Source organism: Anabaena sp. 90, from assembly GCF_000312705.1.
In the GTDB taxonomy this organism is placed as follows: Bacteria; Cyanobacteriota; Cyanobacteriia; order Cyanobacteriales; family Nostocaceae; genus Dolichospermum; species Dolichospermum lemmermannii.
Genome location: NC_019439.1, coordinates 417,007 through 432,119, shown reverse-complemented (window position 1 = coordinate 432,119; position 15,113 = coordinate 417,007). Strand labels below are relative to the sequence as shown.

The following is a 15,113-nucleotide window of genomic DNA, read 5'->3' as shown; positions in this document are numbered from 1 at the left end:
AGGAGTCAGAAGTCAGGAGTCAGGAGTCAGGAGGAAGAAAATTATTTACCAATTACCAATTACCTGTTCCCTGTTCCCTGTTCCCTGTTCCCTGTTCCCTACTTAAAATAGTGAAACTTTCAGATTTAAGCAGTCCATTACCGAAAACAGTATCTACTACCATGTCTGTTAATTCTAAACTCTACGAAGGCAAAGCCAAAATTCTTTACGCAACAGATGATCCAGAGATTTTGTTGGCTGATTTTAAAGACGATGCTACAGCCTTTAATGCTCAAAAACGGGGCAGCATTCAAAACAAGGGCATGATTAACTGTAGTATTTCTAGTCAACTGTTCCAACAATTGGCAAAACAGGGGATTAAAACTCATTTTATTGATAGTCCAGCCCCCAATTTGATGAGAGTCAAAGCTGTAAAAATTATCCCCTTAGAAGTGGTGGTAAGAAATATTGCGGCTGGTAGCCTGTGTCAACAAACTGGGTTAGCACTAGGGACTGTGTTATCACGGCCTTTGGTGGAATTTTATTATAAAGATGATAATCTAGGTGATCCTTTACTGACAAGCGATCGCTTATTTCTCCTAGAATTAGCCACACCGGAACAAGTTGCTCAAATTACTCATCTTGCATTGGAAATCAACGAATTTCTGAAGCAGTTTTGGGAAAAATGCCAAATTACCTTAGTGGACTTTAAACTTGAATTTGGCGTGGATTCACAACAGCAAGTGCTTTTAGCCGACGAAATTAGTCCCGATACCTGTCGTTTATGGGACATAGCCGAAACCGATACTAACCGCCGCATTATGGATAAAGACCGTTTTCGTCGGGACTTAGGAAACGTAGAAAATGCCTATCAGGAGGTTTTGCAGAGAGTATTAAAAGTAGTAGAAAGCTCCAAAGCTGAGTAAGTAAATTTTCCAGTGATTAACAATAATGGTGTGTGGTAGTGAAGAGAAATATGATTAAAAAACATTTAACACCCGGATTAATGGCCATGGTAGCCATGACCGTCCCTTTAGCAATTTCTGTCAAAGCAAATGCCCAAACGACTGATAGTCACCCACAGACCACAGACGTTTTGACAGTAGCAACAAACCAGCCAGAAACACAGAATCTTGTCAAAGGTGATGCTATTGAAAATCCAGCATCTTATCCCCTGGTAGCACCAATAGTTGGAGAAAGAGAATCTCACAAATTTTCCCCTCTTATTAAGGCTTTAAAGTCCAACTCAGCATCAGTAGATCAGGGATCTGTAATTATACCCAACTCCACAATAGTTCCCATTACAGCACAGGCTGAACCAACTCAGAAAAAACCAGATCCTTCAAAAACAGCCCCCACAACCATAAAAAAGGGATCTGAGGTTGTCCCCAAACGGACAATAGTTCCTAAAAAAACACCAGTTCCCCTAGTAAAACCGACTCAACCTCCTGCGACTGAATCCAATCAAGAAAAACTAAATCCGCCAACAGTAGCACCCACACCCAATCCAGAAGCAACCGAAGCCCGCGTATTGGTGTCAGAGGTAGCAATTAAATCAGAAACAGGACAAATCACCCCGGAACTAGAAACCCAAGTTTATAAAGTAATTCGCACCCAAGCTGGACAAACAACCACCCGTTCCCAACTGCAAGAAGATATCAGTGCGATTTTTAGAACTGGGTTTTTCTCCAATGTCCAAGCATTTCCAGAAGATACCCCCCTTGGTGTGCGGGTAAGTTTTATTGTTACCCCCAATCCCATTCTCTCTAAAGTAGAATTAGAAGCCAATCCTGGTACGGGTGTAGCCTCTGTCCTTCCTGCTGCCACAGCCAACGAAATATTTAGCAGTCAATATGGCAAAATTCTCAACTTGCGGGAATTAAACGAAGGCATTCAGAAATTAACCAAACTTTATCAAGACCAAGGTTATGTACTTGCCAACTTAGTTGGAGCGCCCAAAGTCTCAGAAAATGGCGTTGTCACCCTCCAAGTGGCAGAAGGGGTTGTAGAAAGCGTTAACGTCCGATTCCGTAACAAAGATGGTGAGTTCGTAGACGACCAAGGCAACCCAATTCGCGGACGGACAAAGGATTATATTATTACACGGGAATTAGAATTAAAATCAGGAACAGTATTCAATCGGAATACAGTACAGAGAGATTTAGCGCGAGTATATGGACTTGGATTATTTGAACCACCTGATACTGAGCCTATATCCCTTGCTCCTGGTAGTGACCCCAGTAAGGTAAATGTACTAGTAAATGTAACTGAGCGTAATAGCGGTTCTATTGCTGCTGGGGCGGGAATTAGCTCTGCTAGTGGTTTATTTGGAACTATCAGCTATCAGCAGCAAAACCTGGGGGGCAGAAATCAAAAATTGGGGACGGAGTTACAGTTAGGAGAACGAGAACTACTATTTGACCTGCGCTTTACTGATCCTTGGATTGCTGGTGATCCTTATCGCACTTCATATACGACAAATATTTTCCGTCGTCGTTCTGTTTCCTTGATTTTTGAAGGTAAAGATAAGAGTATTGATACCTTTGATCCTAACAATATTACGGATACAAATCAACAAGATCGCCCCCGGATTACCCGCTTAGGTGGTGGTGTCACCTTTACCCGTCCCCTTTCCCGCAATCCTTTCAAAAATTCCGAGTGGCTGGCTTCCGCTGGACTCCAGTATCAACGGGTTTCCGGTCGTGATGCTGACGGTAATTTGAGAAAGGAAGGAGCGATATTTGATAGTAGTGGAAGTATCATCAGTGATAGAACTCCTCTCACTCTTTCGTCTTCAGGAGAAGATGATTTATTACTCTTGAAGCTGGGCGCACAAAGGGATCTCCGCAATAATTCCTTACAACCCACCAAAGGTTCTTTCCTCAGCTTTGGAGTTGATCAATCTGTACCTATAGGCACAGGTAGTGTTTTTATGACTAGGCTTAGGGGTAACTATAGTCAGTATCTACCGATTAAATTACTTAGCTTTAGCAAAAAACCCCAAACTTTGGCATTTAACCTGCAAGGGGGGACAATCTTTGGGGATGTACCTCCCTATGAAGCCTTTACCATAGGTGGTAGTAATTCAGTTCGCGGGTATGATGAGGGCAGATTAGGCACGGGTAGTAAGTATGTCCAAGCTGCTGTTGAATATCGCTTTCCGGTTTTCTCGGTTGTCAGTGGCGCACTATTTTTTGACTATGGTAGTGACTTGGGAAGTAGTACCCAATCTGCACAATTGTTAAAGAAAAATGGCAATGGCTATGGCTATGGTTTAGGTTTGCGGATACAGTCTCCACTGGGACCAATTCGCATAGATTACGGTGTCACTGATGAAGGTGATAGTCGGATCAATTTTGGCATTGGGGAAAGATTTTAAATTGGTCAGTAGGGGCGAAGCATTTGGAAGATAAATTATCGGTCATTGCAAAAATAGTTCTCCAAATGCTTCGCCCGTACAGTTGTCAGTGGTCAGTAGGGGCGAAGCATTTGGAAGATAAATTATCGGTCATTGCCAAAAAATAGTTCTCCAAATGCTTCGCCCGTACAGTTGTCAGTGGTCAGTAGGGGCGAAGCATTTGGAAGATAAATTATCGGTCATTGCAAAAATAGTTCTCCAAATGCTTCGCCCGTACAGTGCGAAGCATTTGGAAGATAAATTATCGGTCATTGCCAAAAAATAGTTCTCCAAATGCTTCGCCCGTACAGTTGTCAGTGGCTAAGAATTTTACTTCTGACTCCTGAATTCTGACTTCTGTACCTTAATAATATTTAATATTTTTCAGACAAGAATAATCAGAGTTTTGAGCAATACTAACTACAATATTTGGATTATTAGATGATGCAGCAACATACTTTAGCTGGGGAAATTACTCAGACTGGTGTGGGGTTACACAGTGGGGTCAATACTCAAGTACGAATATTACCAGCACCACCAGGAAGTAATCGCTTTTTTGTCCGGGTAGATTTACCGAATTCACCAATTATTCCCGCCCAAGTTGCGGCTGTGAGTCAGACTGTGCTTTCTACTCAATTGGGTAAGGGTCAAGTCTGTGTTCGCACTGTGGAACATTTATTGGCTGCTTTGGCGGCTATGGGGGTGGATAATGCCAGAATTGAAATTGATGGACCGGAAGTACCGCTTTTAGATGGTTCTGCTCAAGTTTGGTGTGAAAGAATTGCTGAAGTTGGTTTATTTGCCCAAATGGTGAGTAATTTACCTGCACCTGTCGTTATTACCGAACCGATTTGGATTTATGAAGGTGATACTTTTGTTTGCGCCCTACCGGCACCAGAAACCAGATTTAGCTATGGGATAGATTTTAATTTGGCGGCAATTGGTAATCAATGGCACAGTTGGTTATTAACGACAAGTTTAGAAAAATCTTCTGCTGACTTTGCTTCAGAAATTGCGCCGGCTCGAACTTTTGGGTTACAGCATCAAATCGAACATCTGCAAAAGTCGGGATTAATTAAAGGTGGTAGTTTGGCTAATGCCCTAGTTTGTGGGTTGGAAGGTTGGCTAAATCCACCATTACGATTTGCAAATGAACCAGTTCGTCATAAAATCTTGGATCTAGTCGGAGATTTAAGTTTACTGGGAATTTTCCCTGTTGCTCATTTTTTGGCTTACAAAGCTAGTCATAATTTACACATTCAACTGGCACGGAAAATTTTAGAACTGATCTAAAATTCCCAAATTTACCCATCTTAGTGTTTAATTATTCAAACAACGTACCACTAATGTCCACTATTACCGAACCTAATTCCCAGGAATTGAATACATCAAGTGAGGATAATGTCAATCCACAGACTATAAAAACTACCTTTAGTATTGAGGAAATTCAGGAACTCTTACCTCATCGCTATCCATTTTTACTGGTAGATCGGATTATTGATTATGTACCTGGTAAAAAAGCCGTGGGTATTAAAAATGTTACCTTTAATGAACCCCAATTTCAAGGGCATTTTCCAGGGCGATCGCTGATGCCAGGTGTGCTAATTATCGAAGCCATGGCACAAGTCGGTGGGATTGTGATGACGCAAATGCCGGAATCAAAAGGAGGACTATTTGTCTTTGCTGGTATTGATAAAGTCCGTTTCCGTCGGCAAATTGTTCCTGGAGATCAACTGGTAATGACGGTGGAACTGTTGTGGGTGAAGCAGCGTCGGTTCGGGAAAATGAAAGGACGAGCGGAAGTTGATGGACAATTAGCCGCTGAAGGAGAACTAATGTTTTCTTTGATTAGTTAAAATTTATTATACCATAACAGGATTTTAGATTTTCGCCCTCACACATAACTGAACTTTGCCCGACACGTTTCTTAATTGAATAAATTAGCAAGTAGCACTTAGTTTTGGAGATTCACCTTTGAAAACACTTATTCATCCAACTGCTGTCATCCATCCTAATGCGGAACTCCACTCAACAGTGCAAGTCGGCGCTTATGCTGTGATCGGCGAGAATGTTAGAGTTGGTGCAGACACTGTAATTGGCGCTCATGTCGTCCTAGAAGGCCTTTGTGAAATTGGTACGGGAAATCAGATTTTTCCCGGTGCAGCTATCGGTATGCAGCCCCAGGATCTCAAATACGTGGGAGAACCGACTTGGGTAAAAATTGGTAACAATAATTCCATCCGTGAATATGTGACGATTAACCGCGCTACTGGCAGGGGTGAAGCGACGGTAATCGGTAATGGCAATTTATTAATGGCTTATGTTCATGTAGGTCATAATTGCCTGATTCAAGATTCTGTCATTATTGCTAATTCTGTAGCATTGGCGGGTCATGTACATATTGAATCACGAGCTAGACTGAGCGGCGTTTTAGGTGTGCATCAATTTGTTCACATAGGAACTATGTCTATGGTGGGCGGGATGACACGCATTGATAGGGATGTCCCTCCTTATATGTTGGTGGAAGGAAATCCGGCGAAAGTGCGATCGCTCAATTTGGTAGGATTAAAACGTTCGGAAATGGCTGCTAGTGATTTCCAATTAATTAAAAAAGCTTTCCGTCTTCTCTATCGTTCTGATTTCCTATTTAAAGATGCTTTACAAGAGTTAGAAAATTTAGGAGATTCAGAACAATTAAAACATCTTCGCCGTTTTTTACTCCTTTCCCAAATGCCCGGAAGACGCGGTTTAATTCCCGGAAAGGGCAGAAAATCTGTCAGTGATGAATAATGAATAGTCAGTTAGATGTAGGGACGGGGTTTTCCCGTCCTCAAAGTTTACCAGTTGCTCTGTTTTTGTCGGCAGAATATGGATTTAATGAATATGGATTTAATGAACCACGTTCGCGGAGCGTCCCGAAGGGATAGAAGCGAAGGCAGCGAAGGAAAAAAAGAAGAAGAAGAAAAGAAGAAGAAATAGGTAATTTTCAACTGGGAAAGGGCGTAAAAATCTCAAATCTAAAGTTTTAAAATGCGGATATTTATTAGCACTGGCGAAGTTTCTGGAGATTTACAGGGTTCGCTGTTAATTGCAGCACTGCAACGTCAAGCTGTTGCTGCGGGTTTGATATTGGAAATTATCGCTTTGGGTGGGGAGAAAATGGCGGAAGCTGGGGCGAAAATTTTGGGGGATACTAGCGGTATTGGTTCAATGGGTTTGATTGAGTCTTTGCCTTATGTTATCCCTACTTTAAGGGTACAACGCCAAGCGATCGCTTACTTAAAGAAAAATCCCCCTGATTTAGTAGTCCTAATTGACTATATGGGGCCAAATCTGGGAATTGGTACATTCATGAGGGAAAATTTGCCAGATGTACCTGTGGCTTATTATATCGCTCCTCAAGAGTGGGTATGGTCTATGAGTTTTCAGAATACCAACCGCATTGTTGGTTTTACAGATAAACTATTAGCAATTTTCCCTGAAGAAGCGCGATATTATCGGCAAAATGGGGCAAAGGTTTGTTGGGTAGGACATCCTTTAATTGATAGAATGGCAAATGCACCAAATCGAGAAATTGCCAGAGAGAAATTAGGAATTAAACCGGCAGAAATCGCCATTGCCCTGTTACCAGCTTCCCGTCATCAAGAATTAAAATATCTTTTACCAATGATTTTTCAAGCTGCCCAAAATATCCAATCTAAATTACCAAATGTCCATTTTTGGATTCCTCTATCTTTGGAAACATTTAGACAACCAATTACAGCAGCAATTAAAGATTACGGTTTAAAAGCTACACTAGTATCAGATCAACAAAAGGATATTTTTGCTGCGGCTGATTTCGCAATTACTAAATCGGGAACTGTCAATTTAGAACTTGCATTATTAAATGTCCCCCAAGTTGTAGTTTATTGTCTTCATCCCATTACTGCTTGGATTGTACGTCATATTCTTAAAGGTTCAATTCCCTTTGCTTCTCCAGTAAATTTAGTTGTCATGCGGGAAATTGTTCCCGAATTTTTACAGGAACAAGCTACAGCCGATAATATTGTTGAAGCAGCCATGGAATTGTTATTAAATCCTGAAAAAAGACAAAAAACTTTATTAGATTATCAAGAAATGCGCCATTGTTTGGGAGAATTGGGAGTATGCGATCGCACTGCCAAAGAAATATTAGCAATGAAAAAGTAGATAATAGTTAAAATGGCAAAAACCCGACCAATTGCAGTTGACTTATTTGCAGGTGCAGGAGGAATGACTTTAGGCTTTGAACAAGCTGGTTTTGATATTCTGGCATCTGTGGAAATAGATCCAATTCATTGTGCAATCCATAAATTTAACTTTCCCTTTTGGACGGTGATCTGTAAAAGTGTAGAAGAGACAACAGGGAAGGAAATTAGGAATAGTTCTCAAATTGCTAATCAAGAAATTGATGTAGTTTTTGGTGGTCCTCCCTGTCAAGGTTTCTCATTAATAGGAAAACGCTCTTTTGATGATCCAAGAAACTCTTTAGTTTTCCATTTTATTAGATTGGTTGTAGAATTACAACCCAAGTTTTTTGTATTAGAAAATGTCAAAGGAATGACAGTAGGAAAACACAAGGAATTTATTGCTGAAATCATTAATCAATTTACTGAAAGTGGTTATCAAATTGATGCAAATTATCAAGTTTTAAATGCAGCTAATTATGGAGTACCACAAAATCGGGAAAGATTATTTTTACTAGGTGCGCGTGAAGATTTAGAATTACCGAAATATCCAGAAAAAATTACATTCCCTAATCAAACATCTCCCACAGTTTGGGACGCATTACAAGATTTACCAGCAATAGAAAACTATCCAGAACTATATCAACAAGATTGGATATTAACTGAATTTAGTAACCCTAGTAACTATGCTAAAAAACTGCATAATCTGGAAATTGCAAAAAATAACTATGCCTATAAACGTCAATATGATCTGACCTTACTAACATCAAGTTTAAGAAGCAAACATTCACCTGAATCTAGGTCAAGATTTGCTTCTACACCTCATGGTAAAATTGAATCAATTAGTCGTTTTCATAAACTTGATCCTGATGGTTTATGTAATACGTTAAGAGCCGGAACACCTAGTAATAAAGGGGCATTTACTTCTCCTCGTCCCATCCATCCTTTTATCCCCAGATGTATCACTGTCAGGGAAGCTGCGCGGTTACATTCCTATCCTGATTGGTTTAGATTTCATCCGACAAAATGGCATGGTTTTCGACAAATTGGTAATTCTGTTCCTCCGCTTTTAGCGCAAGCAGTCGCAGAGGAAATTATTAAAGTTTTAGATATCAAATCTTCTCGACCTCAAGGTGTTAAAGACTTAGGGGATATTAGTTTATTAACATTTGATATGTCAGCAGCCGCAAAATATTTTGGAGTCAATCATCATGTGATAGAATCGAGAACCAGGAAAAAATGAATATTTAGCATTTAGAGGATGTTTGAAAAGTGGTATTCCGTAATTTTCATCACATTGCTACCCCTCTTTCCCCTTGTAAAGGGGGGAAACAATAAAAATCCAGTTCCCTCCCCTTTACAAGGGGAGGGTTAGGGTGGGGTAAAAAATATTTGATACATCAACCATAACTTTTCAAACACCCTCTTAGCTAATACAGCAATTTTATTGTAGCTACATTAATTATTTTATTATTATTATTATTATTATAAATCCAATATGGAAGAACCAAATTTAATCTCAGATGCAGCTAATATCCGAGAGATATATCTTAGAAGATCATTTCCGAAGGGTAATATTGCTATTATCGAGGTACGATTAGAAGATGGTAAAGCTTTTGGAATGGGTGCAACATCTAGAGCCAACAGTCCAGCACCTCAACCAGAACCTAAGTCAAAGGGAGGACAATTTGAACCTGCTGTAGATTCTCACTCAGAACGTATTATGGATACTGATGCGGAATATAAGGTTTTGTCAGCCATTGCAGAAACTTTAGAATTTATCTACAATAAGGATAATAACCGCGTTAGAGGGCAATTGTATCTTTACACAGAAAGAAAACCCTGTGAGAGTTGTCAAGGTGTTATAAATCAATTTGAGCAAAGATTTCCTGAGATAAAAATAACTATCTCCTGGACATATCCTTATCCTCCGAGTAGCAATTAACTATGACATTGATATTGCATGAAGTTGAAAAGTCTCCTCTCATTTTATCTGCTGAAATTCCTGATTCTTTACGTTTAGTCATAGAGAAAATGCAGGGATATTCTTATGCAGAATTATATGAAGAAAAAGACATTCAGGGAATAAGTTTAGAAGATTCTTTAATCACAGTATTTGATGCAATAGAAAAAGAAAAAAATAGTTTAGATATAAGTTATTGCTATTTTTTTATGGCTATAGTTATGGGAATTGCTGTGCAACCAACTATTAAAACTTATTTACCTCGTGAGACAATAACTGGTAATATATTTCAGTATCTTTTTCAGAATTGGATATATTATCAAGATAATTATCAGCCAAATTTAAACGTTTCATTTCAGAATTATCAAAATACTTTGGGACAATATCAAGCTCTTGATGAAGCTGTTGATGTTTTTGACAATATACCGCAAGTGCTGGAGTCTGTGAAAAGAGAAGCCATATTAAATATATTAGATGATTGCTTCCAGGGTTATGCTATTTTTCCAGGTTCGCAAGGTAGACGGGAACTTTTTGATTGGTGGTTATTAGATGTTGTTCCCTCTGTTTTTTGTGGACGTTTACCTAAAAGTATTCATACTTTAAAGGGAGTTGGTAAAATGACTCAACATATTACTAAAATACGGGACTATTTTTTTAAAGTAGTCGGGAATAATCAGTCTCAAGGAAATACAAATTTGGAAAAACAAGATTTGTTGTTAAGATTTTTGGCTTCTGATAAATAATATTAATATCTATCCCCAAACAATTTCCATATTTAAAATAAATCTTGGTTAAATATTTTCAACTGATGATTTTTGAGAAAAGCTTATTGCTATGTTTGAACTGACAATATATGAAGGTGAAGTAAGAATCGTGCAGGAGAAACATTACAAGTTTGTTCCAGCCGATCAAATTTCTGAAACCGATTTACAAAATTATAGGAATTATACATAATGAAGAAGTAAATTGGAGTCAAGAGATTGTTAAAATTATGATGCAGAATAACTTTATTTATGAACATTGAAGAATTTTTTGAATTAAGTGCTGGAAAGTGGTTTTCTCATCGCACTAGTCACCATTTAGCTTTTAAGCAGTCAGAAGACGGCAAATCAGACATCGTGATTGAGATGTTAGCCGCTGATCATCCAGAAGTAATTAAACTGTGTGAACAGTATGAAATTGCGGCTCATACAGCTTCCTGTGGGGCGCGAGTTACCTGGAATGGCACAATGGAATGGGACGAAGAAAAACACCAGGGTTCGACCGTTTTAGCCACAGTCCCGAATGCGGATAACCCAGATGAAGGTAAATTACTCCGAGAAATGGGTTATGCCGAAAAAGCTCCCGTTGCTGGTAGCTATAAAATCGGTGATGATGGGGCTTTAACTCTGATTACTGAGTATGAAACCATGTGGTCTGAAGAAAGGCTATGGTTTGCCAGTCCTAACTTGCGGATGCGAGTAAGTGTTTTGAAGCGGTTTGGTGGCTTTAGTATGGCTTCCTTCACTTCTGAAATCCGCATGGGTAGCACGGATGCTTCTAAAAAGGCTACGGAAGCCGCTAATTCAATTAACGCACCCACAAATTAAAACCTTAAACTACAATATTGAGGCTGGTAATTGATAATTGACAACTATTACCTGCCTCTATATCACGTTCATAGTTAAATTTGTCCTAAATCTGCAATAAACGAGCTAAGAATTGGGGTAATGGTAAAATAATCAATAACAATAAAGCCATTGACATTAATCCCATAAAATCTCGTTTATTATCTAATTCTGTGACATCATTTAAAGCAGGTTCATCAATTAAGGGAACGAATAATAAAATAATTGCCCACAATAAAAATTCTTCTCTAATAAACGAAAGCATTAATAATAATAATCTAGCAATTTGACCAATGAAAACAGCAGTCCGTTGTCCAAACATAGCATGAACAATGTGACCACCATCTAGTTGTCCCACGGGCATCAAATTCAATGCAGTGACAATTAATCCTAAGAAACCTGCAACTGCAACTGGATGTAAATCAATGGCAGATTTTGCGGTTAATTCACTTCCCAAGGCTAATTTTGAGAGTAAAGCTAATAAAATCGAATATTGAGGATTAAGTGCATTGGGGTTTAACATTCCGGTTTTTTCCGGTAACGCTACTATTTCCGAATGAGCTAAACCCCAAATCAATAAAGGTATAGTCATCATAAATCCTGCCAATGGTCCAGCAATACTGACATCAAATAAAGCTTTGCGGTGAGGGACAGGACTCCCCATTTTAATAAAAGCACCAAATGTTCCTAAGAAATAAGGTATAGGAATAAAATAAGGCAATGTGGAGCGAATTTTATAGAATCTTGCTGTTAAGTAATGACCTAGTTCATGAGTTCCTAAAATAGTTATTAACCCTAAAGCATAAGGTACACCGTTAAAAAATAATGTCAAATAAGATTCTAGCGAATTGACTTGAAAACCTGCAATTCTCAATCCGACAAAGGTAGTGCTAAATAAAGTTGCTACTAATAATAGTAATGCTAACCCTGGTCGAGTAATTTTTTCGGAATCGCGGTGGTTATTTTGTCTAACTACTTGAGGATTTGGAACTAAAACAAAGAAGGGTTTACCATTTATTCCTTCTTGAAATATGATGAGAAAGCGATCGCCAAATTGTCCTTCAATATTAGCTTTAACTTGCTCATAAGCCTCACTAGCCATAGTTCGCAACTGTCCCCGACAAATTACGGCTTGGGGACGATACTCAATATTTTGCACATAATATACAGACCAGGGAAAACAATTTCGTAGTTGACTTTCTTCTGCTAAATCAATGGGACGGACTGGTACTGTTTCTTGAGGAGAATTATTACTTGCTTGTCCCTGATTTTCTGGAGATTGATTTTGTGGATCTACGGGTAATTGCCGACCCCTATTAAACAATAGCCAATATAATAATAAACAACCCCCTGATATCCAGAGAATTAATGCTGATGGGGGAGCTTGTTTGATCCCATGTACCAGCGTCCAACCAGTCAATACAAATGCCGGTGTCATTAAAACCAACCACAATAACCATATAGGGGTTCTTGTAGCCCGTGCAACACTGTGCTGCATCATTAAATAAGTCAATGACCCCAAAACGAAAACGAGGAGAAACCAAAATGCCATATTATCTTCACTATATTTGATAGAATGCCTTACCTGTAATTTCTGTTACAGATTTTGATGACAAATAAGACTGCACGCCTTAATTTTTTAATCACAGTTAACAGTCATGGTAAATACACTGTAACCTGATTGTTCACCACTTCCGAATTTGGGTTTTTTCATTTATGTCTTCTTTTCCTCAGCAGTCCAGTCATCAGACTAAACAACCACGCTCTATATCCCTAAAAAGCCCATCAAAGGCGGAAAATCCTCTAATTTTCACACCCAACAGTATTTTTGCTTTTCCACCTAATCGGGACACTTTAGGAGCAACATCTTACTTCATTATTACAAATGCAGGGAATATTCTCATAGATTGCCCAGCTTTAGAACAGATAAACCAGGATTTTTTGTCCTTGCATGGGGGAGTCAAGTGGTTTTTTATCAGTCATCGTGGTGCTATTGGTAAAGCCGCAGAATATCAGCAAATCTTAAATTGCGAAATTCTCATCCAAGAACAAGAAGCCTATTTATTGCCTGGTTCAACTGTCACCACTTTTACTGATGAGTTCACTCTTAATGCCACAACGCAAATAATTTGGACACCAGGCCATTCTCCAGGCTCTTCTTGTCTATACTATCGTGAATTTGACGGCGTGTTATTTTCTGGACGGCATTTACTTCCTAACCAGCACGGCGAACTTGTGCCACTACGCACTTCTAAAACTTTCCATTGGCCACGACAACTCAAAAGTGTTAAATTATTAAGCGATCGCTTCACACCACAAACTTTAACTTATTTATGCCCCGGAGCTAATACAGGTTATCTCAGGGGTAAACCCTGTATAGACCAAGCATACCAAAAAATTAAGAACTTGAATTTAGTAACTTTACGGGAACAGGGAACAGGGAAGGAAATTCTTCCCACTGACCACTGACAACTGTACGGGCGAAGCATTTGGAGAACTATTTTTGGCAATGACCGATAATTTATCTTCCAAATGCTTCGCACTGTACGGGCGAAGCATTTGGAGAACTATTTTTGGCAATGACCGATAATTTATCTTCCAAATGCTTCGCACTGTACGGGCGAAGCATTTGGAGAACTATTTTTGGCAATGACCGATAATTTATCTTCCAAATGCTTCGCCCCTACTAACAACTGACAACTAACTAATGACCCATTACCAATTTTTTACTCAAAAGTTCGATAGCCGCTTGATATTGAACATCTGCCTTTGTGCCGATTTGTTCCCGGTTAAGTGATGGTTGGGGAATAATTTGATCTGGCTTAATTCCCAACTTATTAATATCTCGATGGTTAGGAGTTTCATATTTAGCAATTGTCACCGCCAAACCAGAACCGTCCGATAATTCAAACAAAGATTGAATTAAGCCCTTCCCAAAAGTCGTTTCCCCGACTAACTGGGCGCGATGATTATCTTGTAAAGCACCTGCGAGGATTTCGCTGGCGCTGGCAGTTCCTTGATTAACGATAATTACTAAAGGATCTGTGGTTAAGGCTGGACCAAAGGCTTCATAAGTTCCCTGAATGCCTTGACGGTTGACAGTGTAAACGATTGTGCCAGAGTCTAACCATAAACGAGCAATTTCAATTCCCGCTTGTAAGAGTCCACCCGGATTATTTCTTAAATCAAGAATATAGGCAGACGCGCCTTTTTTTTCTAGAATAGAAATAGCGTGTGCCAAGTCAGTAACGGCATTGGCACTAAATTGACTCAGGGACAAATAACCAATCTTGGTTCCTTCCGGGGATAATCGTAAGTCAGAGACAACAGGATTAAGAGCAATGCGATCGCGCACCAAGATAACTTCCCGGTCCTTTTCTCCTTCCCTGCCAATTAAAAGCGTAATAACGCTGCCCCTTGATCCACGCATTCGTGCCGCAGCCTCATCAAGAGTCAAATTCTCTGTAGATAAACCCTCAATCTTCAAAATGCGATCGCGTGGTTTTAAATCCGCTTTGTCGGCTGGAGAATCTTCAATAGGTGTAATTACCTCCAAACCACCACGTGGATTGAGAGTAATTTGTAAACCCACCCCAGTTAATTCTCCAGCAGTGCTAACTTGCAAACTGCGATACTTCTCAGGCTCAAGAAACCGGGTAAAAGGATCATCCAGGCTCTTCAGCATAGACTGAATAGTAGAATAAGCTGCTTCATGGTTGGCGAAGTTGCCTTTTAACGCCTTTTGTCGCACATCAAGCCAGCTTTGATGGTTAAAAGTCCCATCTAAATAAGAGCGATTAACAATTCGCCACACTTCATAAACTAGCTTCTGTTCTGGGGTCAAAGCTGAAGCCGGAGGAACATATCCTGCCAACACCAAACCAAAAAGCAATAGTAGTAAACATCCTAGCCGCCAAAACCGTTTGTGAATGAACCCTAATTTCAGTGCCATCTCAGACTCA

At 39.5% G+C, this 15,113-nt stretch carries 16 protein-coding genes; 13 read left to right on the top strand and 3 right to left on the bottom strand.

Going from position 1 to position 15,113, the window contains the following annotated elements; translation table 11 throughout:
* Positions 1–161: 161 nt before the first annotated feature.
* The 12 genes from purC (at position 162) to ANA_RS20740 (ending at position 11,133) form a co-directional block, all read left to right on the top strand.
* Positions 162–905, top strand: a complete 744-nt coding sequence (gene purC / locus ANA_RS20785) for a phosphoribosylaminoimidazolesuccinocarboxamide synthase (protein ID WP_015083391.1) — start codon at positions 162–164, stop codon at positions 903–905.
* A 50-nt stretch (positions 906–955) separates the two neighbouring features.
* On the top strand, positions 956–3,358 hold the full coding sequence (locus ANA_RS20780) for a BamA/TamA family outer membrane protein (protein WP_015083390.1): 2,403 nt from the start codon (positions 956–958) through the stop codon (positions 3,356–3,358).
* A 23-nt stretch (positions 3,359–3,381) separates the two neighbouring features.
* The gene (locus ANA_RS28360) at positions 3,382–3,504 is read left to right on the top strand and encodes a hypothetical protein (protein WP_256380213.1); all 123 of its coding nucleotides are present in this window, start codon (positions 3,382–3,384) and stop codon (positions 3,502–3,504) included.
* Positions 3,505–3,512: 8 nt separating this feature from the next.
* Positions 3,513–3,662 (top strand): hypothetical protein, encoded by a 150-nt coding sequence (locus ANA_RS25050; RefSeq protein ID WP_235082073.1) that lies wholly within the window; start codon positions 3,513–3,515, stop codon positions 3,660–3,662.
* 158 nt (positions 3,663–3,820) lie between these two features.
* Complete coding sequence (gene lpxC / locus ANA_RS20775) at positions 3,821–4,669, top strand: UDP-3-O-acyl-N-acetylglucosamine deacetylase (RefSeq protein WP_015083389.1); 849 nt, start codon at positions 3,821–3,823, stop codon at positions 4,667–4,669.
* Positions 4,670–4,722: 53 nt separating this feature from the next.
* Positions 4,723–5,232 (top strand): 3-hydroxyacyl-ACP dehydratase FabZ, encoded by a 510-nt coding sequence (fabZ, locus tag ANA_RS20770; protein WP_015083388.1) that lies wholly within the window; start codon positions 4,723–4,725, stop codon positions 5,230–5,232.
* A gap of 118 nt (positions 5,233–5,350) precedes the next feature.
* Positions 5,351–6,166 carry an acyl-ACP--UDP-N-acetylglucosamine O-acyltransferase gene (gene lpxA / locus ANA_RS20765; protein ID WP_015083387.1) on the top strand — a complete coding sequence of 272 codons (816 nt, stop codon included), beginning with the start codon at positions 5,351–5,353 and terminating at the stop codon, positions 6,164–6,166.
* A gap of 240 nt (positions 6,167–6,406) precedes the next feature.
* Positions 6,407–7,564, top strand: coding sequence for a lipid-A-disaccharide synthase (gene lpxB / locus ANA_RS20760; RefSeq protein ID WP_015083386.1), 1,158 nt, complete (start codon positions 6,407–6,409; stop codon positions 7,562–7,564).
* 12 nt (positions 7,565–7,576) lie between these two features.
* A complete protein-coding gene (locus ANA_RS20755; RefSeq protein ID WP_015083385.1) occupies positions 7,577–8,824 on the top strand; it encodes a DNA cytosine methyltransferase in 1,248 nt (415 codons plus the stop codon).
* A 255-nt stretch (positions 8,825–9,079) separates the two neighbouring features.
* Positions 9,080–9,526, top strand: coding sequence for a deaminase domain-containing protein (locus ANA_RS20750; RefSeq protein WP_015083383.1), 447 nt, complete (start codon positions 9,080–9,082; stop codon positions 9,524–9,526).
* Between the two features lie 14 nt (positions 9,527–9,540).
* Positions 9,541–10,287: a hypothetical protein gene (locus ANA_RS20745; protein ID WP_235082071.1), complete on the top strand. Its 747-nt coding sequence runs from the start codon at positions 9,541–9,543 to the stop codon at positions 10,285–10,287.
* A gap of 270 nt (positions 10,288–10,557) precedes the next feature.
* The gene (locus ANA_RS20740) at positions 10,558–11,133 is read left to right on the top strand and encodes a phycobiliprotein lyase (RefSeq protein WP_015083381.1); all 576 of its coding nucleotides are present in this window, start codon (positions 10,558–10,560) and stop codon (positions 11,131–11,133) included.
* An 85-nt stretch (positions 11,134–11,218) separates the two neighbouring features.
* On the opposite strand, the gene ANA_RS20735 is transcribed toward ANA_RS20740, so the two are convergent.
* Entirely contained in the window at positions 11,219–12,703 is a 1,485-nt protein-coding gene (locus ANA_RS20735) for a site-2 protease family protein (RefSeq protein WP_015083380.1), read from the bottom strand.
* Positions 12,704–12,867: 164 nt separating this feature from the next.
* On the opposite strand from ANA_RS20735, the gene ANA_RS20730 reads away from it, so the two are divergent.
* Entirely contained in the window at positions 12,868–13,620 is a 753-nt protein-coding gene (locus ANA_RS20730) for a hypothetical protein (protein ID WP_015083379.1), read from the top strand.
* On the opposite strand, the gene ANA_RS27910 is transcribed toward ANA_RS20730, so the two are convergent.
* Together ANA_RS27910 and ctpA are read right to left on the bottom strand one after the other, a co-directional pair.
* Positions 13,573–13,710 (bottom strand): hypothetical protein, encoded by a 138-nt coding sequence (locus ANA_RS27910; RefSeq protein WP_235082067.1) that lies wholly within the window; start codon positions 13,708–13,710, stop codon positions 13,573–13,575. The genes ANA_RS20730 and ANA_RS27910 overlap by 48 nt on opposite strands.
* 145 nt (positions 13,711–13,855) lie before the next feature.
* Positions 13,856–15,103: a carboxyl-terminal processing protease CtpA gene (gene ctpA / locus ANA_RS20725; protein WP_015083378.1), complete on the bottom strand. Its 1,248-nt coding sequence runs from the start codon at positions 15,101–15,103 to the stop codon at positions 13,856–13,858.
* Between the last annotated feature and the right edge of the window lie 10 nt (positions 15,104–15,113).